The sequence below is a fragment of the Methylopila turkensis genome (genome assembly GCF_027922325.1).
GTDB lineage: Bacteria > Pseudomonadota > Alphaproteobacteria > Rhizobiales > Methylopilaceae > Methylopila > Methylopila turkensis.
The window spans coordinates 152,689-175,886 of record NZ_BSFL01000002.1 but is presented as its reverse complement, the minus strand read 5'-3'; the positions used below and the strand labels follow the sequence as shown (position 1 = coordinate 175,886).

The following is a 23,198-nucleotide window of genomic DNA, read 5'->3' as shown; positions in this document are numbered from 1 at the left end:
AGGACTGACATGAGGCGTAGAGAGTTTCTCGCGCTCGGGGCCGGCGCACTTGCGGCGCCGGCCCTTCTGACCAAGGCGCAGGCCGTCCAGACGGACTGGCCGAACAAACCGATCCAGATCACCGTTCCGTTTCCTCCGGGGAGCGCCTCCGACATCCTGTCGCGCGCCCTCGGCGCGCCGATGGGCGACATGCTCGGCCAGCCGATCGTGGTCGAGAACAAGCCGGGCGCCGGCGGCGCCATCGGCACCGGGGCGGTCGCCGCCGCTCCGGCCGACGGCTACACGCTGCTGATGGCGACCGCCGCGCACACCATCACCGCCGTCACGATGAAGAAGCTCGCCTTCGATCCGCGGAAGGACTTCATCCCCGTCATCGAGCTCACCACGATGCCGCTGGTGCTGGTGGTCCACCCCGACGTCAAGGCGAACTCGGTGCAGGAGCTGGTCGCGCTCGCCAAAGAGAAGCCCGGCGGCGTCAGCTTCGCGTCCTCCGGGCCGGGCACGACGCACCAGATGGCGAGCGAGCTGCTCAAGCTCACCGCCGGGATCGACATCGTCCACGTGCCCTACCGCGGCAGCGCGCCGGCGCAGCTCGACCTCACGACGGGCCGGGTCGACATGATGTTCGACAACATCGTGGCCTCGATCGCGAACATCCGCGCCGGCAAGCTGCGGCCGCTCGCCGTCAGCTCGAAGCAGCGCTCGTCGATCCTGCCGAACGTGCCGACCATGGCGGAATCCGGCTATCCGGATTTCGAGGTCGGCGCCTGGTTCGGGATCATGGTGCGGGCCGGCACGCCGCAGCCGATCGTCGATCGGATCGCCAAAGTCTCCGGCGACGCCATGCGCATGCCCAAGGTCTCCGACCTCTTCACCAAGGACGGAGCGGTGGTCACCGCAAGGACCGGCGACGCGTTCGAGAAGCTGCTCGAGGCCGACTACAGCCGCTGGGCGACGGTCGCCCGGGAGAGCCGGATCCAGATCGAGTGATCGTCCCGGCTTCCGCCGCGCCGCATCGACGCGGCGCGGCGGAAGCGACGCTCGGGCGCGGCGCGTGAGCGCGAGCGCCGTCGCGCGCTACGCGTCGGTCTGGACGGCCGTTCCGGGACCCGCCTGCGTCCGACCGATGCGGGCGGCCTTGCGCGTGGCGTGGACGAAGGCCACGACGAACGCGGCCGAAAGCGTCAGCACGATCGTCGGCGCGGGAGCGCTGTCGATGAAGAACGAGAGGTAGACGCCGCCGAAGGAGCCGACGGCGGCGACCGCCACGGCGACGATCAGCATCGCGCTGAAGCGGCGGGTGACCAGGAAGGCGATCGCCCCCGGCGCGATCAGCATGGCGATGGCGAGGATCAGGCCTACGGCCTTCAGCGCGCCCACGACGGTCAGCGAGATCAGCGCGAGCAGGCCGTAATGCAGCAGTCCGACCCGCAGTCCGACCGCCTTCGCCTGGGTCGGGTCGAAGGCGTGCAGCAGGAAGTCCTTCCATTTCAGCCCGATGATCCCGGCGGTGATCGCCGAGACCAGCGCCGCCTCGCCGATGTCGAGCCACGACACGCCGAGCATGTCGCCGAACAGGATGTGGTCGAGATGCACGTCCGGCCGGACCTTGACGTACAGGACCAGCCCGAAGCCGAACATGCCGGAGAACACGACCCCCATCACGGTGTCCTGTTTGACGCGGCTGTTGTCCTTGAGGAATCCGGTGGCGACCGCGCAGAGCATGCCGGCCGCGAAGGCGCCGACGGCGTAGGGGAGGCCGACGACGTAGGCGATCACCACGCCGGGGAAGACCGCGTGGCTGATCGCGTCGCCCATCAGCGACCAGCCCTTGATGACGAGGAAGCAGGACAGCAACGCCATCGGGATCGAGATCAGCGTCGCGATCACGAGCGCCGTCACCATGAAGTCGAAGCGGAACGGCTCGACCAGAAGTTCGACGACGCTCATCGCGCCGCCTCCGCGGTCCGCGCCGCGCGCCGGCGGGCGGCGATCAGGCCGTGCTTGGGCGCGAGCAGGAACGCCGCGAGGAAGATCAGGGTCTGCAGCGTGACGATGACGCCGCCGGTCGCGCCGTCGATGAAGTAGCTGAGATAGGCGCCCGCGAAGCTGCTGATCGCGCCGATCGCGACCGCGATCGCGAGCAGGCGCGGGAAGCGGTCGGTGAGCAGATAGGCGGTCGCGCCGGGCGTCACCACCATGGCGATGACGAGGAAGGCGCCGACCGTCTGCAGCGCGGCGACGGTGGAGGCCGACAGCAGCGCGAAGAACAGGATTTTCAGCCGCGTCGGGTTCAGTCCGATCGTACGCGCGTGGCTCTCGTCGAAGAACACGACCATCAGGTCCTTCCACTTGGCCAGCAGGATCGCGAGCGAGACGAAGCCGATGACGGCGAGCTGAAGCGTGTCTTCCGGGGTGATGGCCAGCACGTTGCCGAGCACGATCGTCTGGATGTTGACCGACATCGGCGACAGCGACGCCATGAACAGGCCGAGCCCGAAGAAGGAGGAGAAGATCAGGCCGATGACCGCGTCCTCCTTCAGCTTCGTGCGCTGGTTGAGGAACAGCATGGCGGCGGCCGCAAGCCCCCCGGAGAAGAAGGCGCCGATCGAAAACGGCAGGCCGAGCATGTAGGCGCCGGCGACGCCCGGCACGATCGAATGGGACAGCGCGTCGCCGATCAGCGACCAGCCCTTCAGCATCAGGTAGCAGGAGAGGAACGCGCAGACCCCGCCGACGAGCGCCGACACCCACATGGCGTTCAGCATGTAGCTGTAACCGAAGGGTTCGAGCAGGCCGGCGGTCACGGCCGGTCCGCCGCGGCGGTCTCGGGCGCGCGCGTGGCGGCCCGGCCCTGATGCAGGATCAGCGGCCGCTCGTCGTCGGTGAACACGCCGAACGGGGTCGGCGCGCCGCCGCCGGGCGGCTGGTTCAGCACGAAATGCCGAAGCACGCCGCCGAAGGCGCGCTCCAGGTTCGCCTGCGTGAAGGTCTCCTCGGTCGGCCCATAGGCCAGCACCGTGCCCTTGATCAGGACGACGCGGTCGCAGAATTCCGGCACCGAGCCGAGATTGTGGGTCGAGACCAGCATCACCCGGCCCTCGTCGCGCAGCTCGCGCAGGAGCGCGATGATCTGGTCCTCGGTCTTGACGTCGACGCCGGTGAAGGGCTCGTCGAGCAGGATGACGCGGCTCTCCTGCGCCAGCGCGCGGGCGAGGAAGACGCGCTTCCTCTGGCCGCCCGAAAGCTCGCCGATCTGGCGCTTGCGGAACGCGCTCATGTCGACGCGGGCGAGCGCGGCCTCGACCGCGGCGCGGTCCGCGGCGCGCGGGATGCGCAGAAAACCCATGCCGCCGTAGCGGCCCATCATCACGACGTCCTCGACCAGAACGGGGAAGTTCCAGTCGACCTCTTCGGCCTGGGGCACATAGGCCACCAAGTTCTTCCGCAGCGCCTCGGGGACCGACATGCCGAGCACGCGGATGTCGCCCGCCGCGAGCGTCAGAAATCCCATGATGGCCTTGAACAGCGTCGACTTGCCGGAGCCGTTGACGCCGACCAGCGCCGCGATCGCGCCGGTCGGGATCTCGAAGCTCGCGTCGCGGAGCGCGGTGACGCCGTTGCGATAGGTCACGGTCGCGCCATGGACCGCGACGCCGGACCCTGCGTCCGGGCTTTGAGCCGGCGCGACGACGTGGGCCGTCACTGCGTGAGGCCTTCCGCCAGGCCCTTCGCGATCGTGTCCGACGTGACGCGCAGCAGGTCGACATAGGTCGGAACCTCGCCACGGGCGTCGCTCAGGGAGTCCACATAGAGCGCCCCGCCATAGACGGCCCCGGTCTCGCGGGCGACCTGGCGCGCCGGCTTGTCGGACACCGTGCTCTCGCTGAACACGGCGACGATCTTCTCGGCCCTGATCGTATCGATCACCTTTCGCACCTGTCGGGGCGTGCCCTGTTCGTCGGCGTTGATCGGCCAGAGGTAGAGCTCCTTCAGGCCGAAATCGCGCGCGAGATAGGAGAAGGCGCCCTCGCTCGACACCAGCCAGCGCTTCTCCTCCGGGATCCGGTCGAGCTTCTCCCGAATCGGCCCGATCGCCGCCTGGATCTTCGCCTTGTAGGCCTCGGCGTTGGCTCTGTAGGTCGCGGCGTTGCCGGGGTCGTTCGCCACGAAGGCGTCGCGGATGTTGTCGACGTAGATCAGGGCGTTCGCCGGGGACATCCAGGCGTGGGGGTTGGGCTTGCCCGCATAGGGCCCGTCCGAAATGCTCATCGGCTCGACGCCCTTGGAGACCACCGCCTCCGGCACGTCGCTCAGGTTCTGGAAGAACTTCTCGAACCAGAGCTCGAGATTGAGCCCGTTCCACAGGATCAGCTTCGCGCCCTGCGCCCGGCGGATGTCGCCCGGCGTCGGCGCGTAATTGTGGATCTCGGCGCCGGGCCGGGCGATCGACTCCACGATCGCAGCGTCGCCAGCCACGTTGCGGGCCATGTCGGCGATGATCGTGAAGGTCGTCACGGCCTTGAACTTCTCGGCGGCGGCCGCGGAGGGCCAGAGCCCGGCGAAGATCGCGCCGGCGAGGGCCGCTCCGGCCCAACGCCTCGAGCCCATCAACATGTACGATCCTTTTTGCGATTGACTTGCAAACGCACTATCGCGGCGTCCGGGCCGCTTTGCAAGTGCAAACGAGTTGCAATCTAATCACGAGCCGATGAGGTCGGTCGCGAAGCGGGGGGTCATTCCGGCTCGAAACTCGTCAGTCAGGCCGCGACCCGTCCCCGCGCGTCCAGCCGACGGCCGAGCGCGAACAGGCGAACGGCCTGTTCCGTGGCCTCGCGGACGAGCCGGCGCGCGTCGGCGACCGCTTCGTCCATCGAGCACGGCCGCGTCAGGATCGAGAAATAGGCGTCGACGCCGACCGAGAGCGTCGAGGCCGCGCCCTGGCCGACCGTGCCCGCGAGCGCGATCACCGGCAGGTTCCAGCGCTTCGCCCGGCGGGCGATCTCGGCCGGCGCCTTGCCGAAGGGCGTCTGCCCGTCGAGGCTGCCCTCGGCCGTGATGACGAGGTCGGCCATCGCGAGGCTCTGGTCGAGATCGATGTAGGCCATCACCACGTCCCAGCGTGGACGGAGCGTCGCGCCGATGAGCGCGTGGAGGCCCGCCCCGAGGCCGCCGGACGCGCCGGCGCCCGGCATGCCGTCGAACTCCACGCCGAGGTCCCGTCGGACCACCGAAGCGAAGGTCTCCAGCGCCGCCGCAAGCTCCTCGACCTGCGCCGGCGTCGCGCCCTTCTGCGGCCCGAACACGCGCGCGACCCCGCGCTCACCGAGCAGGACGTTGTGCCAGTTCACCGCGACGTCGATCGTGACGCCGTCAAGCCGCGGGTCCCGACCCGAAAGGTCGACACGGGCGAGCCGCGCGAGTTCTGCGCCCCCGCGTCCGATCTGGCGGCCTTCCGCGTCCAGAAGCCTCACGCCGAGAGCCTGCGCCATGCCGGCGCCGGCGTCGTTGATACCGCTGTCGCCGCAACCGATGAGGATTCGTTCGGCCCCGAGGTCAAGCGCCGCGCGGATCAGCTCGCCGACGCCGAAGCTCGTCGTCGCGCCCGGGTCGCGAAGGTCGCGCGGCACCAGGCGGAGCCCCGCGGCCGCGGCCATCTCGATGACGGCGGTCCGTCGGTCCAGACCTCCGAGAAAGCCGACGAAAGCCTCGACCGGCGCTCCAACCGGGCCGGTCACCGTGACGGGGCGCATCGATCCGCCGGTGAGCTCCACCAGCGTCTCGGTGAAGCCTTCGCCCCCGTCGACCATCGGCGCGCGCAGGATCTCCGCGTCGGGCGCGGCGGCGGCGACGCCTTTCGCCATCTCGTCGATGACGTCGGAGACGCCGAGGCTCTCCTTGAAGCCGGAGGGGGCGAGCAGGACGCGGATGGGCCGGATCGACATGGGAAGGCTCCTTCTCGTCGTTAGGGGGGAGGGCGTCAGCGCGCGAGGTCGAGGCCGAGAAGCGGCCAGACGACGCCTGCGAACAGGGCGATCAGGGCGAGTTGCAGCGGCAGCAGCGCAGCGCCGAGGCGAAGCAGGTCAGCCGCGCCGTAGGAGCCGCCAGGCAGCTGGCCGAACAGCGCGACCGGCTTGGCGCTCACCATCAGGAGCTGGCAGAAGCCGGTGGCGGCGACGAGCGTCAGCATCGCGGCGAGCGTCGAGACGCCGGCTCCCTCGGCGGCGATCAGCGCGGGCGGCAGGAGCACCGCGACGCGCGCGGTGCGGCTGTGGATCACGAGATGCGACAGGAGGCCGACGGCGCCGAGCGCGACCAGCCAGGCGAGCGGCGGCAGGCCGATCTCCCGGAGCGGCGCGAAGGCGGCCCCGGCGGCCGTCTTGACGAGCCCGCTGTCGTCCAGTCCCTCGGCGAGGACCACAGTCGAGGCCATGAAGACGATGAGGGGCCACTCGACGCCCTTCACGGCGGACCTGAAGTCCACCGCGCCGACCGTGGGCGTGGCGGCCGCGCAGGCGCCGATCAGCGCCACGACCGTCTCGTCGACGCCGTGGAGCGGCTCGCTCAGCCAGCCGATCAGCACGCCGGCGAGGATCGCAAGCACGGACCAGGCGCGCCGGTCGAGCGGAGCGACGTCGAGGGCGGGCGCCGCGAAGGCCGCGGCGGGGTCTTTTGGCGCGAAGAGGCGCAGGATCGTTTCCGCCGCGAGCGCCGTCGAGGCGGCGGCGAAGGGCAGCCCGTAGAGCGCCCAGCCAAGGAAGCCGATCTCGCCGTCGCCGATCTCGTCGAGGATCTCGGCGGCGAGCGCGTGGGCGCCGGCGCCGGTGAGCGACGCGAAGGCCGACAGCAGGATGACGGTCGGGAACAGCAGCGCGAGCGCCTTGCGGCCGGCCGCGTCCCGGCCGCTCGCGACCCGCTCGAAGATCGGGACCATCATGGCGGCGCGGCCCGAGGTCGACGGCGCGACGAAGGCGCTCGCGAGCATGATGGCGGAGAGCGCGTGGAAGGCCTGACGGGGCGTCCGCGCCCTGGCGAGCGCAAAGGCCGCGAGCCGATCGGTCAGGCCCGCCGCGCGGGCGGCGGCGGCCAGGACGAATGCCGCCACCATGAGCCAGACGATCTCGTGGCCGAGCGCCTCGAACATCTCGTCGGGCTCGTCGAGTACGAAGATCGCCATTCCGAGCGCGGCGGCGAGCGCCACGAAGGCGTCGTCAAGACGCGTCAGCGTCCAGCCGACGAGCGCCAGGAGGAAGATCTGGAGAGCCCGGCGCGCCTCGGGCTCGAGACCGGCGAAGCCCGCCTCGACGAGGGCGACCGAGACGAGCGAGACCGCAAGCGCGGGCCGCGCGCGCAGCGCGGCCAAGGCGCGGCCGCCGACGCTTCGAAGCCGTCGACCCGCTCCCTTCGCCGTGTCGCGTTCGAAGGCGATCGCCGCCATCTCGTCTCCTCCCGTTTGCCGTTCGAGAGGCCAACGAAGGGAGCGGCAGGCTTATTCCCGGGACGTCGCGCGCTTGCGGAAAGGCTCGCGGCGGTGGACCAGCGTTTTGCTCGCTCCGAGATGCAAGATGAGCGTCGTCCCGGCTTTCGACCTCGCCTGCGGAGGGCGAGGCGAGGGGAGAGCGGCGCCTCGTCTCAGTCCAACTGCGACGCGCGCACAGGGCACCCCTTGGCGCTGGTCAGCGCGCCCCATCCGAACACCGGGTCGCGGCCGGGCGCGCCCTTGTCCTCGACATGACCGGCGAGCGCCGCGATGGTCTCGGCTACGGGCCTGTCCGCGCCGTCGGCGCGGATCGCCGAGAGCGCCGCCGCGACGAGCGGCGCCGCGTAGGACGTGCCGGAGCGTGTCTTGCCAGGCTTCATCGCTGCGTCCGGAAGCTCCAGCCGCACGCCCGGCGCCGCGAAGGCGACGTGGGCGCCTCGGCCGGCGCGCGCATAAGGCTCCCCCCGCGCGTCGATCGCGGTGACGGCGACCGCCCATGGGTAGGCCGACGGATAGCGCGGCTTCGCCTTCGGACCCTCGTTGCCGACCGCCGCCACCAGCAGCATTCCGCTTTCCGCCGCCTTCGCGCCGGCGCGGTCGAGGAGCGCGTTCTCGGGTCCCGCAAGGCTGAGGTTCACGACCGCGACCTTCCGCTGCGCCAGCATGTCGATCGCCGTCACGAGGTCGAACGCGTCCGCCTGGTCCGTCGCGCCCTTGCGGTGGAAGGCGTCTACGGCGACGAGTCGCAGATCGCCAGTCGTCTCTCCACCGCTCGTCAGAAGAATCGCGACGTCGGTGCCGTGCGTCGCGGACGACGGCTCCCGTCCGTCGCCGCGCGAGACCAGCGTCTCCACCGACCGGCCTTCGAGCGCGGCATGGCGGACGTCGACGCGCGTGTCGATCAGGCCGACGAGGCCGCGCGCTTCGCAGGCCGGGACGTTCCAGCCCTCCCGGCGATAGGGGAAGCACGCTCCGGGCGCGCAGCGCTCCCGCGCGTTCGGCCGGTAGATCGCGTTGACGTCCACGATCGCGCCCTGGGCGAGCTCGCCCACCCGGGCGCGAGCCCGCGCGTCGGACAGGCCGGGCGGCGGCGCGAGCCGGACCGTCGCCTCCGGCAGGACGGACAGGCGGCGCTCGGCGAGGACGCGAAAGCCCGCCGCGCGGATTCGATCGAGGGCGGCGGCGTCGACGCCCGACGCCACGATCTCCGGCCGCGCCCGGCGCGGGCGCGTGGGCCGCTCGGCCCGCGGCTCACGCGGGGCGGACCTGTAGCGGGTGACGGGGCGATCGTCGTCATCGTCATCGTCGTCATCATCATCGTCGTCGTCCGCGAGCGCCGGCGCGGCCAGGAAAACCGGGCCCCGCCCCAGCGCCGCAGCCTCGATCGCGGCGACGGGGACGAGAGCGGCGAGACCGAGTGCGAGGAGACGGATCAGCGCGAGCATGGCGCGGGCCTTTCGGCAGTGCGGGACTGACGACCCAACGTTAGCGAGGCCGCCGTTCTTCCGCCGCCCGCCGCCCGACCGTTTCGCGGCTTCGTGAACACGAACGCCCCGCGCCCGGAATAAACCGGTGCGCCGGAGCGTTCTCCGCGCGATGAGGACGTTGCCGGATGACATCGCCGCCCTTCGCCGAGGAGCTTGTCGCGCTGCTGCCGCGCCTGCGGCGCTTCGCGCGCTCGCTGTGCGGCGACGCGGCGCTCGCAGACGACCTGGTGCAGCTCGCCTGCGAACGGGCGCTCAAGGCGCGCGACCTCTATGAGCCCGGCACGCGCCTCGACGCGTGGACGTTCCGCATCCTGCGAAACGTGTGGTTGGACGGCATCCGCAAGCGCCGGAGCGAAGGCGCGACCGAACCGATCGACGACGCCTTCGACCTCGCAGGCGAGGACGGACGCCACGTCGCCCACGCCTCGCTCGCGGCCGGCGCGGTCGCCGAAGCTATGGGGCGGCTCGCCGACGAGCACAGACGCGTGCTGACGCTCGTCTGCGTGGAGGAAATGAGCTACCGCGAGGCGGCGGAGGCGATCGGCGCGCCGATCGGCACCGTGATGAGCCGCCTCAGCCGCGCGCGGCTGGCGCTCGCGAGGCAACTCGGGCTCGCCGACGGCGAGACCCTGCTGGAGTGACCCGAGGCGGGCGCGACGCAAGGATAGGCTTGAGGACGCAGGCGATGGACAAGACCTCGGTTCCCGACGACCGGCTTGCGGCGCTCGCCGACGGCGAGCTGCCGGCCGATGAGGCGTCGGCGCTGCGCGCGCGGATCGACCGCGACGCGGCGCTCGCCGATCGCTTCGCGGTCTTCGTCGAGACGCGCGCGCTGCTCGCGCCTGAGCCCGCCGCGGAGGCGGAGGCGGGCCTCGACCGCCTCGCGGCCGCGATCCGCGCCTCCGGGGCCGAAGCGCGCAGAACTCCGGCGCTCTCGCTGATCGAGGGCGGGCTGGCGCCGGCGCAGCGGCAGCCGGCGGCCGCCCGCCCAGGCGCGCGCCCGGCCGCGCGCTTCCGGTACGCGACGCCGGCGCTCGCGGCCTCGCTCGCGCTCGTCGTCGGCGGGGCGCTCGGCTTCGCGGTCGGCCGCGGGGAAGCGCCGGGGAGCGGCTCCGCTGGCGACGTGGTCGCGGCGCTCGGCGACCCGGCGGTGACCGCGGCCATCTCCACGGCGCTCGAGCGGACGCCGAGCGGAGAGGCGGTTTCCTGGTCGACCTCCGCCAACACGATCAAGGGCGCGGTTTCGGTCATCGCGACCCACGCCGTCGGGCAGGGCGTCTGCCGGGAATACGAAGCGAGCGTCGAGGGACGCGCCGGCGGCCTGGTCGCCCTCGGCTGCCGGCTGTCGGACGGCGGCTGGCGGACGGAGATTGTCGCCCGCAAGGCTGAAGCCGAGGGTTACGCCGCGGCGTCGGGCGCGAGCGTCGTCGAAAACGCCCTCGAGGCCATGGGAAGCGCCGGCCCGCTGTCCGCCGACGACGAGAAGGAGCGGATCGAGGCTCGCTGGAGCCGGCGCGAGTAGCCGTTCCCCCAAGGTCGACGCAGCCGCGCTGCGCCGCCCCCCGCGCCCGGACGCGCCGGCTCCACCACGCGCTAAGCCTGCGCGCCGCCCGCCACATCGATCGCGATCTTTCCACGTAGGGCCCTTGCTGACCCGTTCTCTGCGAGCTCGTGCGCCTCATTCATCCGCGCCAAGGGAAATGTCGCTCCGATCACTGGCTTCACCAATCCGCGCTAGGCGGACGTCGCTCAGAACGACGCTTCCATGCAGCGTCAGTCCATGGCGATCACGTCGGTCTGATCGCCGAGACGTTCGTGCTCGGCGCGGCGCATATCGGCGATACTCCTCAGCAATTCCGCCAGCTCGCCCTGATCAGCGCGGTCGTCTGGGCCGAGAGATATCCGGCGTCCGCAGACCTGAAAGCTTCGAGTGGCGGGCGAACTGTCATCGAGCGCTACGGACGAGGAGGCGGCCGCGCCGTGCGAACCGAAGTCGAAACCTCAACCCACGACGACGAAATCGAGCCCGGACAGGCCGCCGAGGTTCGGCGACAGGGTCGCGAAGTGGACGGCCGCGGATCCTCCGAGGCCATCCTGATCGAAGAACAGCCGCCCGGTCGCGGCGTGATAGACGAGGCGGTCGTCGGCCTCCGTGGCCGCCGTTCCGGCGTTGAACGCGCCAGTCGCGAGCGTGCCGAGCGCGAGGCCTGCGAACGTCGAACGGCTAAGCTCGATCGTGTCGTCCACCACCACGAAATCAGTGATGCTGTCGACCTCGCCGCCGACGAGCGCGGCCGAGAACACGAACACGTCCGCGCCGGCGCCGCCGGTCAGAATGTCCGAGCCGCGGCCGCCGTCGAGCCGGTCGTCGCCCGCGAGGCCGTTCAGGGTGTTCGCCGCGGCGTTGCCGACCAGCGTGTTGGCCTGGCTGTTGCCGGTTCCGTTGATCGCGGCGGTTCCGGTCAGCGCCAGCTTCTCGATGAACTGACCCGCGAGCGAGAACGACACCGCGCTGTTGACGGTGTCGAAGCCCGCAACGTTGGCCTCGACCACCCGGTCGCCGAGATCATCGACGACGTAGACGTCGTCGCCGGCGCCGCCCTCCATCCGGTCCGCGCCGCCGCCGCCGTTGATGGTGTTGGCCGCGCCGTTGCCGATGATCGTGTTGGCCTGGCTGTTGCCAGTTCCGTTGATCGCCGCCTCGCCCGTCAGCACGAGCTTTTCGATGAACTGCCCCGCGAGCGAGAACGACACCGCGCTGTTGACGGTGTCGAGGCCGGCGACGTCGGCCTCGATCACCCGGTCTCCGGAATGGTCGACGTAATAGGTGTCGGAGCCCTCGCCGCCCTCCATCCGGTCCCCGCCGGCGCCGCCGTCGAGGATGTCGTCGCCGCCCAGGCCAAGCAGCGTGTTTGCGCTTTCGTTGCCGGTGATGGCGTTGGCCAAGCCGTTGCCGGTTCCGCTGATCGCCCCGGCGCCGCTGTTCAGGTAAAGGCGCTCGAGGTGCTGGCTGCCGAACGCGAACGACACCCAGCTGTGGACGGTGTCGTAGCCCGCGACATTGGCCTCGATCACCCGGTCGCCTGTGGAATCGACGTAGTAGGTGTCGGAACCCTCGCCGCCCTCCATGCGGTCGGCGCCCGAGCCGCCGTCGAGGACGTCGGCGCCGCCGAGCCCGAGCAATGTGTTGGCGCCGTCATTGCCGGTGATCGCGTTGTCGAGAGCGTTGCCGGTTCCGTTGAGCGCGCTGGACCCGACCAGGACCAGCGCTTCGATGAACTGTCCCGCCAGCGAGAACGACACCGAGCTGTGGACGGTGTCGTAGCCGGCGACGTTGGCCTCGATCACCCGCGCCGCTGAATCGCGGATGAAGTATGAGTCGGAACCCTCGCCGCCCTCGAGGCGGTCCGCTCCGAGATAGCCGTCCAGATTGTCGTCGCCGCCGAGCCCCAGCAGCGTGTTGGCGTTGGAGTTGCCGTGAAGCGCGTTGTCGAGAGCGTTTCCGGTCCCATTGATGGCGCCGTCGCCGAGGAGGTGCAGCGCTTCGATGAACTGGCCGGCGAGGGAGAACGACACCGAGCTTTGGACGGTGTCGTGGCCTTCGCCGTCGCGTTCGATCACCCGGTCTCCGGACTCGTCGATGTTGTAGACGTCGTCGTACAGGCCGCCGCGCAGCGTATCGGCCACGCCGGAGGCGCCGAGCAGGAAGTCGTTGCTGTCGGCGCCCGTGAAGTCGACGCGCACCGAGGTCGTGTCGCCGCCCGCGAGGGTGTAGTAGAAGCCAAGGTGCGCGACGATGTTGGAAGCGCCGGAGCCCGGCGCCGGCGTGTAGTCGAAGACCGAGAGGTCGAACGAGAATGACCCGCCGCCAAGGTAGGTCAGCCAGCCTCCGTGCGAAATGTCGGACACTGGCCAGATCGTCTCGCCCACCGAGATCGGCAGTCCGTTGACGGCGGCGATCTCGAGCCCCGCGCCGCCCAGGTCCGGGCCGAAGCCGTTGTCGGCGAAGACGTTGAACACCACCGGCGCGCCCTCGACGGCGGCGATCACGTCGGGCCGGGGCGTCACCACCCCGTATGCGCCGCTGGCGTCGCGGACGAGGTTCACGCCATTGGCGAGAATGTTCGCGATCTGGGCTTCGGTCAGCGTGATCGACGTCGCGTCGATCTCGGTCCAGCCGCCGGCGCCCCCGTCGATCAGCAGCGCCGTCGCCGCGCTGTCGACCTGATAGGCCGTGCCCACCGCGCGCGTGCTCGTGACGCGCTCGACGTTAAGGAGCGTCACTCCGCGCAGGTCGAGCGTCTCGTCGCCCGTCTCGACCGTGTCGGTCCCTTCGCCGCCGTCGATGATCTCCACATCCGCGAGCCGGGCGGTCGAGACCACGACGATGTCGTCGCCGGACGCGCCGACGATGCGCTCCACATTCGCGAACATCGCCGGCGCTGTCAGGTCGATCCGCCCCGAGCTCGCCAGCTGCAGCATGTCGGTCCCGCCGCCGCCGTCGATCTGGTCTTGCGAGCCGAGATCGCCCGGCGCGCCAATGATCGTCGTGGCGCGGCCGTCGCCCGCGACGAGATCGCCGCCGGGCGTGAGCACGTGATGGTCGAGCGCGCGGAACTCGCGCACGACGATGTCGCGGTAGGTCGAGACGCCGTCGGACATTTCGACGAGCACGGCGAAGCCGCCGTCCGGCCGCGCCACGAGCGACGCACCGACGCCGCGTCCGGTGTCGAACTGCTCGCCGACGGCCGCGCCGGAGGCGTCGAAGCGTTGTACGAAGATGTGGTCATAGTTCGGATCGTCCGGCGTACGCGACACCCAGCTCGCCACGAAGCCGCCGTCGTCGAGCGCGCAAAGCGACACCCTGGTCTGGTCGCCCTGCCGCTGCAGGTTGACCACGACCTCAGGGCCGAGGGCCTGACCGTCGGCGTCGAAGCGGCGAAGGACAGCCTCGCGCAGGGCGTGCTCGCGTGGGGCCGACCAGCCGATGACGAAGCCGCCGCCTGCGAGCGCGCACAAGGCGACCGGCGTCTCCGCGGAGATCGGGACACCCAACGCGAACGGGGTTGTGCTGGCGAGCGTCTCGGTTCCGATGCGAGCGCCCGCGGCGCTGAAGCGCTGGAACGCGACCTCCGCGGACAGATGGCTGCCCGTCAGCCATGCCGCGACGAAGCCGCCGTCCTCGGTCGCGGCGATCGAGGCCGCGGCCTGATCGTTGAAAGTCGTGGTGTTGATCCTCACGGCCGAGCCGAGCGCGACGCCGTTTTCGGCGAACATGCGCAGCGCAAGGCCGTAGCCGGACCCGTCATACCCCGTCGTCTGCCACGCGACGACGTAGGAGCCGTTATCGAGCGTCGTGACGGACGGCTCCACAATCAGGCTGGAGGCGCTCGCGGTGAACAGCGTCGTCTGCGTGGCGAGCGGGACGCCGTCGGCGTCGAAGCGCCGCACGTGCACGGTGTTCGCGCCGGCGTAGACCACGACGAAACCGCCCCCCGCGAGCGCCGCCACCGCCGGCTGGCTCTGCGCTCCCGAGGTCGCGGTATGGACCAGCGTCTCGCCGCCGACGGGCGCGCCGTCGACGCCGTAAAGCTGCATCTTGACGTCGTACGAGCCGGAGATCATCGACGACCAGACCGAGACCCAGCCGCCTGAGGCGAGCGTCGCGCCGACCGGCTGGATCTGCGTGTTGGCCGTGATGGTGTTGGCGCGGACCTCTGCGAGCATCGCGGTCGCCGAGCCGTCGCTGTAGTACAGGATGTCGTTGGCGCCGTGGACGACGTCGACGCCGTTCGCGAACAGCGCGTTGCGCTGCTGCAGGTCGAAGGTCGTCGAGGGGGCGCGGACCGTCACGTGCTGGTCCGGCGCGGCGTGGACCAGCGTCGCCGTCGCGGCGTCCGCGACGCGGACGACGATCGGCCCGGCGCCGGCGGCCTCGATGCGCTCGATGCCGCTGAGGACCTCGGGGCGCAAATCAACGCTGTCGACGACGCGCAGGACGTCGATCCCTTCGTTGCCGTCGATCGTCGACACGCCGTCCAGGACCTTCTGCGAGACGATGATGACGTCGTCGCCGAAGCTGCCCTGCAGCGTCTCGACGCTGTGCAGATCGGCCGCCGCAGCGTCGAGGACGCCGGCGTCAAGCACCAGGATGGTGTCCGAACCGCCGCCGGCGTCGACCCGATCGCCCGCGCCGAACGCTGTGCCGAAAGCGAAGAAGGTGTCGCCGCCGGACGTGCCGACCATCAGGTCGCCGCCATTGGTGAAGTAAGGATCGCTGACGCCCGGAAGCGATATGATGACGCCGTTCGTGCGGGTCCCGACGGCGCTTGGAAACGAAAAATCGTCGACGTCCGATGTCCAGACCACCGCGATGCGACCATCCGACAGCGCGGTCGCCTGGGGATACCGATGATCGACGCCGGTCGGATCCGAAATCTCGACCTCGGCGCTCGTGGCGGAGCCTGCGGCGCTGAACGACTGTATGACGATGCGCTCTTCGTCATAGCTCGTCTTGATGACGGCGAAGCCGCCGCCGGGCATCGCCACCAGTTCGATCAACGACTGGTAGTGGGCATACCCATTGTCCACGGACAGGCCCACGGTGATCGGTCCGCCCGAGACCGCGCCATTCGCGCCGTAGAGCTGAACGCGCAGGAGATCGTTGCTTCCGACCTCCTCCATGTACCCGACGGCGAAACCGCCATTGGAAAGAGCGGTCACGCTCGATGAATACCTTTCGAAGGCCCCTGGCGACCCTAGCGCCGAGCCGTCGCCGGCGAAGGCCTGCACATGCCGCGTCTGCCCGTTGGACGAAACGTTGACGACGTACTCTAGGAGATAGCCGCCGTTCGAGAGTGCGACGGCGTTCGCGCTCTGCAGGCTTCCGGGAGCAGGCGCGACGCCTGAAACGGCGACCGAGGCGGCTCCAACGGCGACGCCGTCGGGCGAGAACATCTGCCGATGGATCGACGACCCGCCGGACGAATGCTGAATGAAGACCGCGAGGACCCGTCCGTCGGACAGCGTCTCCATAGACGCCAAGGACGCGCCGACCGGCGGCGCGACGGGGATGTCAGTGTCTCCGTCCTTGTCCTGCAACAGCGTTCCGTCAGGGCCGTAGCGTCGGAAATAGGCGGCGCCGCTGATGCCGAACGCGGCCAGGAAGCCGCCGTCCGGTCTCATCACGACGTCGATAAGCGCATGGCTCGAATGCGCGCCGGTCAACGTCGCCGAGTCGCCGGTCGGCTCGCCGTCGGAGCCGAATGTCGTCACCGTCGGCACGATGGCGCCTGCGGCGGAAGTGAAAGTGAAAACGACGAAACCGCCCGAGGGGAGACGGATTACGTCGAGGAAGCCGGTGGCGGTTACGAAAGCGCCGGCCGAGAAAGCGTCATATGCGTACCGCATGCCGGCTCCGTTCGCCTTCTCCCCGCACGTCGGGAAAATCCGCGAAAAGAAAGCAGCGCGCTAGACGTACGAATGCGTACAACTTTTCCGATTATTCGGCGCTTCGCCGTTCCTGGGCTTAGCGTCAGCGTTTTGAAGCCGAGGCTTGAATTTTAATTATAAGGCGATGGATGATAATATCTAAAAGTCAACCGCCTTCAGTACATCCGACGATATCGACTTTTTGAAGATGCGGGGCGAACCTGACTTGAGGTTAGCAGCGATATTGTTCTCGTGACGACGACCTTTCGCAGAGAACGCGGTCGTTGCGTCGGTCCGCCCGAAAGCCATGCCCCCCGTCGACAACGAACGCCGCCCGTGCGCGACGTGCCGGTGATGATCCCGACGTCCGCCGTTCCGGCCGCGGGGGCGGGTTCCGGCAGCCGCGTCGAGATCGGCGGCCGGCAGGCCGACGCGCGCGGCATGGCGGATGTCACGGTGGTCCTTGGCGATAAAGAACGCCATCGACAGGCCTTCGAGGCACTCGAGGCCGGCGGTCAGCCGGGTCGGCTACGACGACAGCCGCAAGCGCCGCCGCATTGCGACGGCTGTGGGACGCCTGTGTGGGACGAACGATCGTCGACCCGGCGACTGCCCGTAAGTCATTGACAGATAAGGGAAATTCTGGCGCACCCGAGAGGATTCGAACCTCTGACCTCTGCCTTCGGAGGGCAGCGCTCTATCCAGCTGAGCTACGGGTGCCTGAGCCGGGCGGACCCTAGCCGAAGGCGCGCGCCGGGGCAATCGGGAGATCGCGACCGCCGTAGGATCTTGGCGCAGGCGGTCGACCGCGGGCGCGAGACGCCCGCTGCTGGGAGGCCAAGACCGGTCCGCAGGCGCAAGGGGAGGGGTTCCGTCCCCTCCCGATCGATGATGACGGAGCAGGCCCGGCGCCGTGGACGATGCGGGCCGCCTGTGCGCCTCAGAGCAGCTTTTCGATCGTGATCGGCAGGTCGCGCACACGCCTGCCGGTGGCGTGGAACACCGCGTTCGCGATCGCCGCGGCCGCGCCCACGATGCCGATCTCGCCGAGACCCTTCACGCCGAGCGGATTGGCCTTGTCGTCCTCCTCGACGAAGATGACGTCGATGTTCTGGATGTCGGCGTGCGCGGGCACGTGATATTCGCCGAGATTGGCGTTCACCACGCGGCCGAGGCGCTTGTCCCACAGGGTCTCCTCGTGGAGCGCCATGCCGATCCCCATCACCACGCCGCCGAGGATTTGGCTGCGTGCGGTCGCGAGGTTCAGGATCTTGCCGGCCGCGATCGCGCTGACGACGCGGGTCACGCGGATGACGCCCAACTCCTCGTCGACCTTGACCTCGGCGAACACCGCCGAATGCGTGTAGGCCGCGAACTTTTTCGAGAAGTCTTCGTCGGGCGCGAAGTCCGCCTTGGCCGACACCGCCGCCTGCCCCGAGGCGCGGACCGCGTCGGCGAAACTCACCGACTGGCTTTCGTCCGAGCCGAGCGCGATCCGTCCGTTCGCGAACGCGACATGGTCGATCGCGGCGTTGGAGAGCGGGCTGCCGTCGAGCCCGCGGGCGTGTTTCAGCAGGTCTTCCTTCAGCGCCTTGCACGCGGCGCGAACCGCGTTGCCGGCGGATGCGGCGCCCCAGGAGCCGCCCTCGACAGGCGCCATCGGCAGCGTCGTGTCGCCAACCCTGGCCGTCACGTCGCCGATGTCCAGACCGAACTCGTCGGCGGCAATCTGCGACAGGATGGTGTAGGTGCCGGTTCCGATGTCGGCGGTGCCGCAAGCGACCTCGAGCCTGCCGTCGGCAGAGAGCGTCGCGCTCGCCGAATGCGGCTGCATCATCGCCTCCCAGCAGCCCGTCGCCATGCCGAGGCCGACGAGTTCTTTGCCGTCGCGCATCGATCGCGGCTCGGGGCTCCGCTTCGACCAGCCGAAACGCTCCGCCCCTTGCGCGTAAGCCGCCTTGAGCTCCTTGGACGAGAACGGCTTGTCGTCGTTGCCGTCCCGTTCGGCGTAGTTTTTGAGCCGGAGCTCCAGCGGATCGATCCCGAGCTCGTAGGACAGTTCGTCCATCGCGGCCTCGAGCGCATAGACGCCGAGCGTCGCGCCGGGCGCGCGCATGTCGGAGGGCGTCGCGGTGTCGATCTTCGCGAGTTCGTACTTCAGGCTGACGTTCGGGCAGTCGTAGAGCAGGCCGGACCAATTCACGGTCGGCTCCTGATAGTCCTCGTAGCGCGAGGTCGCCTGGACGGCGTGATGGCTGATCGAGGTCAGCGCGCCGTCCGCGCTCGCCGACAGCGCGACGGTCTGCAGCGTGTCGGGGCGCCAGCCCATCGTGTACATCTGGGCGCGGGTCAGCACGAGCCGCACCGAACGCTCCAGCTTCAGCGCCGCCATGGTCGCGAGCATCAGGTCGTAATGCGGCCGGAGCGCCATGCCGAAGGCGCCGCCCACAAAGGGCGAGTTCACGATGACCTTGTCCGGATCGAGCCCGAACACCGCGCAGATGTAGTTCTTCGGGTTGATGACGCCCTGGGTCTTGGTGTGGATCGTCAGGCGGCCTTCGCCCTCCCAGACCACCGTCGTCGCCATCATCTCCATCGGATTGTGATGTTCCGGCGCGACCCGGTAGTCGTGGCGGAGGCGGATCGCCGAACCCTCGAAGGCAGCCTCGGCGTCGCCGCGGGGCGGCGGGGGCGGGGGGATGCCGTCGCGAGGCTCGAACGTGTCGTAGGCCTCCCCGCGCGCCGCGGCGACGTCGACGACGGGCGTCTCCGCCTCGTACTCCGCGGCGACCAGGGACGCGGCGTGCCGCGCGTTCTCATGGGTGTCGGCGATCACCAGCGCGATCGCCTGACCGCCATAGACGATGCGGTCGTCTTTGAGCGGCCGGAACGGGCTGCCCGGCACCGCCACCATGTCGTTGAGATAGGGCTCGTCGCTCTCGGGGATCTCGGGGCGGTTTTCATGCGTGAGGATGTCGAGCACGCCGGGCGCGGATAGCGCGCGCGACAGATCGAGGGCGACGATCCGGCCCTTCGCGATCGTCGCCGGCACGGCGGCTGCGTAGACCATGTCGTCGGCGCGGAACTCGGCGGCGTATTTCGCGCGGCCCGTGACCTTGAGCGCGCCGTCGACGCGCGGCTCGGCGCGGCCGACATAGGGATGGACGTTGGACATGTCTTTCCGTCCCTTCAGTTGACGATCTTGTTGGACTGGACCTGCGGCGTTCCGGCGGCGGCCTGGGACAGCGCCCGGATCACGGCGCGGCGCGCGAGCTCGATCTTGAAGTCGTTCTCGCCTTGCCCGACCGCGCCTTCCAGCAGACGGTCCGCCGCTTTGCCGAACGCGTCCGGAGACGGCGTCTCGCCTTTCAGCAGCGCCTCGGCTTCGGGAACACGCCAGGGCTTGTGCGCGACGCCGCCGAGCGCGACGCGCGCCTCGGCGATTCGGTCGCCGTCCAGCTCGACCGCGGCGGCGACCGAGACCAGCGCGAAGGCGTAGGACAGCCGGTCGCGAAGCTTGAGGTAGCTGTGGTTCGACCCGAACCGCGGCGCGGGCAGCTCGATCGCCGTCACCATCTCGCCATGCGCGAGCGTGTTGTCCTTCTCCGGCGCGTCGCCGGGCAGGCGGTGGAAGTCCTCGAACGCGACCGTCCGCGCGCCGTCCGGTCCCTCGACATGGACGGTCGCGCCGAGCGCCGCGAGGGCGACGCACATGTCGGACGGGTGCGTCGCGATGCAGGACGAGCTCGCGCCGAGGATCGCGTGAACGCGGGTCACGCCGCCGATCGCCGAGCAGCCGGAGCCGGGCTCGCGCTTGTTGCAGGGCGCTGCGGCGTCGTAAAAATAGTAGCAGCGGGTGCGTTGGAGCAGGTTGCCGCCGGTGGTCGCGGCGTTCCTGAGCTGAGCCGAGGCGCCCGCGAGGATGGCGCTCGACAGCAGCGGGTAGTCGCGCTCGACGCGGGCGTCATAGGCGAGGTCGGAGTTCGGCACGAGCGCGCCGATCTTGAGCCCGCCGCCCGGCGTATCCTCCATATGTTTGAGCGGCAGACGCGTGATGTCGACCAGGCGGCCCGGCCGCTCGACGCCGTATTTCATCAGGTCGACGAGGTTGGTGCCGCCCGCGATGAAGCGCGCCTGCGGATCGCCCGCAACCGCCTGGATCGCCTCGCCGATCGTGGCGGCGCGCGTGTAGCCGAAGTTGATCATTCCGCGGCCTCCAGCGAGGGCGTTCCCAGCGTCGGCGCCTCGCGCCCGCGGCGCGCGTCTTCGATCGCGTCCACGATGTTGGTGTAGGCCCCGCAGCGACAGAGGTTGCCGCTCATCAGTTCGCGGATCTCCTCCGGCCCGTGCGCATGGCCTTCGCCGAGCATCCCGACCGCCGAGCAGATCTGGCCGGGCGTGCAGTAGCCGCACTGAAAGGCGTCATGGGCGATGAAGGCGGCCTGCATCGGATGCAGGCGGTCCGGCGTCCCGAGCCCTTCGATGGTGGTGATTTCGGCGCCGTCCTTCATGACGGCGAGCTGGAGGCAGGAATTCACCCGCCGTCCGTCGACGAGCACCGTGCAGGCGCCGCACTGGCCCTGGTCGCAGCCCTTCTTCGATCCGGTGAGGTGAAGCCGCTCGCGCAGCAGGTCGAGCAGCGTCACGGACGGCTCGAGGGACAGGGTGTGAGTCTGGCCGTTCACGCTGAGCGTGACGGACACGGGCTCGGGGGCCGAGCCGGATTGCGCTGGCGACACCGGGACATCTCCCAAAACTGGAACGCCGCGCCGTCCATCGACCCGCGCGACAGGTGGTCTCGACATCAGAACAGTTCAAATCGGCGGTCGTTCCCGCGCCGCGACAATTGAGGCGTCGGGCGAGGTCTCACCGCCCGACGCGGAGGCCGCCCGCGTTCAATGCTCTTGCGAGGTCGGCAGGCTGATGAGGCAGACGAGCCCATCAGCGGTCAGGTCGTAATCGACGGTCGCGCCGAGCTGGTACGGCAGCGCCCGCTCGATGAGCTTGCGTCCGGCGCCTCCGCCGCGGGCCGGGGCGCGAACGTCAGGCCGCCCGACCAGGCCGGTCTCCCGCCATTCGATGTGAAGCCACCGGTTCCCGTCGCTCTTGCGGGTCGACCGCCAGGTCACCCGCAGTTGCCCGTCCGGTCGCGCGAGCGCGCCATGCTTCACGGCGTTGGTCGCGAGCTCATGCAGCGCGAGCGCGAACGTCTGGACCGACGACGACCGCAGCTTGATGCCGCGCGGGCCTTCCAGCGAAACGCGGTTTCCCCGGTTCTCGCCAGCGATCGCCGCCACCTCCTCGCGGATGAGTTCGTCGAAGGATATCCGCTGGGCCCCTTCGAGATGCGACAGGAGGCTGTTCACGCGCGATAGCGCGCCGAGACGGGCGTTGAACCGCTCGCGGACGTCGGTCGGAACGCCGGTCGCGGTCTGCTCGAACAGCGCTTGAACGACGGTCAGAATATTGCGCGTGCGGTGATGAAGCTCGGAGACCATGATCTCCATGCGAGCCGCGCCCGCTTTCAGCCGCTCTTCGTTCTCGCGCAGTCTTTCCTCCGCCTCCCGGCGGTCGGTCACGTCGCTCGCCGCGCCGAACCAACCGACGATCTCGCCGTCGTCGCCGAACACCGGCGCCGAGCGGGAGGAGGTCCAGCCGATCGTGCCGTCCGCGCGGCGCACCCGGTGCTCGAGCTCGAACACGCCCCGAGCTTCGACCGCCTTCTGGATGACGGACCAAACGTGGGCCTGATCTTCCTTCGGGATATAGAAATCGAACCAGTCCGGATCAGGCGTCTCGGTGTCTGCGAGGAAGCCGCCGCCCGACAACTGGCGCATCTCCGTCCAGTTGGGGTCATGCATGTAGAGGACCTGGTTCGAGGCCTGCACCAGCGACCGGTAGCGCGCCTCGCTCTCCAGCAGCGCCCGTTCCGACGCCTTGCGCTCGGTCACGTCGGTCGCTGTCCCGATCCACTCGCGGAGGGCGCCGTTGTCGTCCGCGATCGGAACCGCCCGGGACGAGATCCACCTCAGCCGGCCTTCGGCGTCCCGCACGCGGTGCTCAAGTTCAAAGACCGCTCGGGAGCGGATCGCCTCGTCGATCGCGGCGAGCACCATCGGCTGATCCGCAGGCTCGATGTACCGCTCGAGCCACTCATCCGTAGGGGTCGCGGCGTCGGCCAGGACGCCCCGGCCGTCCAGGGCCCGCATTTCGCTCCAATCAGGGCTCATGCGGTAGATCACGTCCGAGCTGGCGGTCACGAAGGCCCGGAATCGCTGCTCGCTCTCGCGAAGGCTGGTCTCAGCGCATCGCCGTTCCCGTATGTCTTCGAACAGCACCGCGACGCGGCGCTGTTCCGGCTCGTCGATCCTGAAGGCGCACACCTCATACCATCGCCCCAGCGCGTCGGCGCGATGCTCGAACCGTTCCGGCCGCCCGGTGAGGGCGATCCGGCCGTAGGTCTCGAACCAGAACGCCTCGTGGCTCGGCGCAAGCGATCGGATGCGCTTGCCGATGGCGTCGGTCAGGCCGGTCTGCGCGACGAAGGCCGGATTGGTTTCGAGGAAAGCGTAGTCGATCGGCGCGCCGGCGTCGTCGAAGATCACCTCGATCACGCAGAAGCCGGTGTCGATCGCTTCGAGGATAGGTCTCAGCCGACGCAATTCGCGGTCGCGTTCGCGGAGCTGCTCCTCGAGCGCGGCCAAGCGGCCTTTCAGATCGTCAACAGTCAAAGTCGCGTCCATGCATGAGACGGATATAGCGCGCTAAGGCGCGGCGAGGAGCCGCGCCGTTCGGCGGAT

General features: G+C 69.7%; 16 protein-coding genes and 1 tRNA gene. 3 read left to right on the top strand and 14 right to left on the bottom strand.

Features of this window, described 5'->3' with window-relative positions:
- Nucleotides 1–9: 9 nt before the first annotated feature.
- Nucleotides 10–990, top strand: a complete 981-nt coding sequence (locus tag PKE78_RS07475; protein ID WP_271200251.1) for a tripartite tricarboxylate transporter substrate binding protein — start codon at nt 10–12, stop codon at nt 988–990.
- An 87-nt stretch (nt 991–1,077) separates the two neighbouring features.
- Here PKE78_RS07475 and PKE78_RS07470 read toward each other — a convergent pair whose 3' ends face one another.
- The 7 genes from PKE78_RS07470 to PKE78_RS07440 form a co-directional block, all read right to left on the bottom strand.
- Nucleotides 1,078–1,950, bottom strand: coding sequence for a metal ABC transporter permease (locus tag PKE78_RS07470; protein WP_271200250.1), 873 nt, complete (start codon nt 1,948–1,950; stop codon nt 1,078–1,080).
- Nucleotides 1,947–2,807 (bottom strand): metal ABC transporter permease, encoded by an 861-nt coding sequence (locus PKE78_RS07465; RefSeq protein ID WP_271200249.1) that lies wholly within the window; start codon nt 2,805–2,807, stop codon nt 1,947–1,949. Before PKE78_RS07465 ends, PKE78_RS07470 begins: the two co-directional genes overlap by 4 nt.
- Nucleotides 2,804–3,706 (bottom strand): manganese/iron ABC transporter ATP-binding protein, encoded by a 903-nt coding sequence (locus PKE78_RS07460; RefSeq protein WP_271200248.1) that lies wholly within the window; start codon nt 3,704–3,706, stop codon nt 2,804–2,806. The genes PKE78_RS07465 and PKE78_RS07460 overlap by 4 nt, the downstream gene beginning before the upstream one ends.
- A complete protein-coding gene (locus PKE78_RS07455) occupies nt 3,703–4,617 on the bottom strand; it encodes a metal ABC transporter substrate-binding protein (RefSeq protein ID WP_271200247.1) in 915 nt (304 codons plus the stop codon). Before PKE78_RS07455 ends, PKE78_RS07460 begins: the two co-directional genes overlap by 4 nt.
- 143 nt (nt 4,618–4,760) lie before the next feature.
- Complete coding sequence (locus tag PKE78_RS07450) at nt 4,761–5,945, bottom strand: glycerate kinase family protein (RefSeq protein ID WP_271200246.1); 1,185 nt, start codon at nt 5,943–5,945, stop codon at nt 4,761–4,763.
- 35 nt (nt 5,946–5,980) lie between these two features.
- The gene (locus PKE78_RS07445) at nt 5,981–7,438 is read right to left on the bottom strand and encodes an SLC13 family permease (RefSeq protein ID WP_271200245.1); all 1,458 of its coding nucleotides are present in this window, start codon (nt 7,436–7,438) and stop codon (nt 5,981–5,983) included.
- Nucleotides 7,439–7,632: 194 nt separating this feature from the next.
- On the bottom strand, nt 7,633–8,925 hold the full coding sequence (locus tag PKE78_RS07440; protein ID WP_271200244.1) for a S8 family serine peptidase: 1,293 nt from the start codon (nt 8,923–8,925) through the stop codon (nt 7,633–7,635).
- A 167-nt stretch (nt 8,926–9,092) separates the two neighbouring features.
- Here PKE78_RS07440 and PKE78_RS07435 point away from each other — a divergent pair, with 167 nt between their 5' ends.
- Complete coding sequence (locus PKE78_RS07435) at nt 9,093–9,608, top strand: RNA polymerase sigma factor (protein ID WP_271200243.1); 516 nt, start codon at nt 9,093–9,095, stop codon at nt 9,606–9,608.
- Between the two features lie 44 nt (nt 9,609–9,652).
- Nucleotides 9,653–10,489: a hypothetical protein gene (locus PKE78_RS07430; protein ID WP_271200242.1), complete on the top strand. Its 837-nt coding sequence runs from the start codon at nt 9,653–9,655 to the stop codon at nt 10,487–10,489.
- Nucleotides 10,490–10,968: 479 nt separating this feature from the next.
- Here PKE78_RS07430 and PKE78_RS07425 read toward each other — a convergent pair whose 3' ends face one another.
- The 7 genes from PKE78_RS07425 to PKE78_RS07395 form a co-directional block, all read right to left on the bottom strand.
- Nucleotides 10,969–16,377, bottom strand: coding sequence for a calcium-binding protein (locus PKE78_RS07425; protein WP_271200241.1), 5,409 nt, complete (start codon nt 16,375–16,377; stop codon nt 10,969–10,971).
- Nucleotides 16,378–16,557: 180 nt separating this feature from the next.
- The gene (locus tag PKE78_RS07420; protein ID WP_271200240.1) at nt 16,558–16,881 is read right to left on the bottom strand and encodes a hypothetical protein; all 324 of its coding nucleotides are present in this window, start codon (nt 16,879–16,881) and stop codon (nt 16,558–16,560) included.
- A gap of 160 nt (nt 16,882–17,041) precedes the next feature.
- Nucleotides 17,042–17,118 (bottom strand) — tRNA-Arg (locus tag PKE78_RS07415).
- 220 nt (nt 17,119–17,338) lie between these two features.
- Entirely contained in the window at nt 17,339–19,573 is a 2,235-nt protein-coding gene (locus tag PKE78_RS07410) for a xanthine dehydrogenase family protein molybdopterin-binding subunit (protein ID WP_271200239.1), read from the bottom strand.
- A gap of 14 nt (nt 19,574–19,587) precedes the next feature.
- Entirely contained in the window at nt 19,588–20,604 is a 1,017-nt protein-coding gene (locus PKE78_RS07405; RefSeq protein WP_271200238.1) for an FAD binding domain-containing protein, read from the bottom strand.
- Entirely contained in the window at nt 20,601–21,137 is a 537-nt protein-coding gene (locus PKE78_RS07400; protein WP_271200237.1) for a (2Fe-2S)-binding protein, read from the bottom strand. Before PKE78_RS07400 ends, PKE78_RS07405 begins: the two co-directional genes overlap by 4 nt.
- Nucleotides 21,138–21,293: 156 nt before the next feature.
- Nucleotides 21,294–23,129, bottom strand: a complete 1,836-nt coding sequence (locus PKE78_RS07395) for a sensor histidine kinase (protein ID WP_271200236.1) — start codon at nt 23,127–23,129, stop codon at nt 21,294–21,296.
- Nucleotides 23,130–23,198 lie beyond the last annotated feature (69 nt).

Excerpts from the sequence above, each read along its gene's own strand:
- PKE78_RS07475 (WP_271200251.1), top strand. The coding sequence starts at position 10 with ATGAGGCGTAGAGAGTTTCTCGCGCTCGGGGCCGGCGCACTTGCGGCG.
- PKE78_RS07470 (WP_271200250.1), bottom strand. The coding sequence starts at position 1,950 with ATGAGCGTCGTCGAACTTCTGGTCGAGCCGTTCCGCTTCGACTTCATG.
- PKE78_RS07455 (WP_271200247.1), bottom strand. The coding sequence starts at position 4,617 with ATGTTGATGGGCTCGAGGCGTTGGGCCGGAGCGGCCCTCGCCGGCGCG.
- PKE78_RS07450 (WP_271200246.1), bottom strand. The coding sequence starts at position 5,945 with ATGTCGATCCGGCCCATCCGCGTCCTGCTCGCCCCCTCCGGCTTCAAG.
- PKE78_RS07445 (WP_271200245.1), bottom strand. The coding sequence starts at position 7,438 with ATGGCGGCGATCGCCTTCGAACGCGACACGGCGAAGGGAGCGGGTCGA.
- PKE78_RS07440 (WP_271200244.1), bottom strand. The coding sequence starts at position 8,925 with ATGCTCGCGCTGATCCGTCTCCTCGCACTCGGTCTCGCCGCTCTCGTC.
- PKE78_RS07435 (WP_271200243.1), top strand. The coding sequence starts at position 9,093 with ATGACATCGCCGCCCTTCGCCGAGGAGCTTGTCGCGCTGCTGCCGCGC.
- PKE78_RS07430 (WP_271200242.1), top strand. The coding sequence starts at position 9,653 with ATGGACAAGACCTCGGTTCCCGACGACCGGCTTGCGGCGCTCGCCGAC.
- PKE78_RS07425 (WP_271200241.1), bottom strand. The coding sequence starts at position 16,377 with ATGCGGTACGCATATGACGCTTTCTCGGCCGGCGCTTTCGTAACCGCC.
- PKE78_RS07420 (WP_271200240.1), bottom strand. The coding sequence starts at position 16,881 with ATGGCGTTCTTTATCGCCAAGGACCACCGTGACATCCGCCATGCCGCG.
- PKE78_RS07410 (WP_271200239.1), bottom strand. The coding sequence starts at position 19,573 with ATGTCCAACGTCCATCCCTATGTCGGCCGCGCCGAGCCGCGCGTCGAC.
- PKE78_RS07405 (WP_271200238.1), bottom strand. The coding sequence starts at position 20,604 with ATGATCAACTTCGGCTACACGCGCGCCGCCACGATCGGCGAGGCGATC.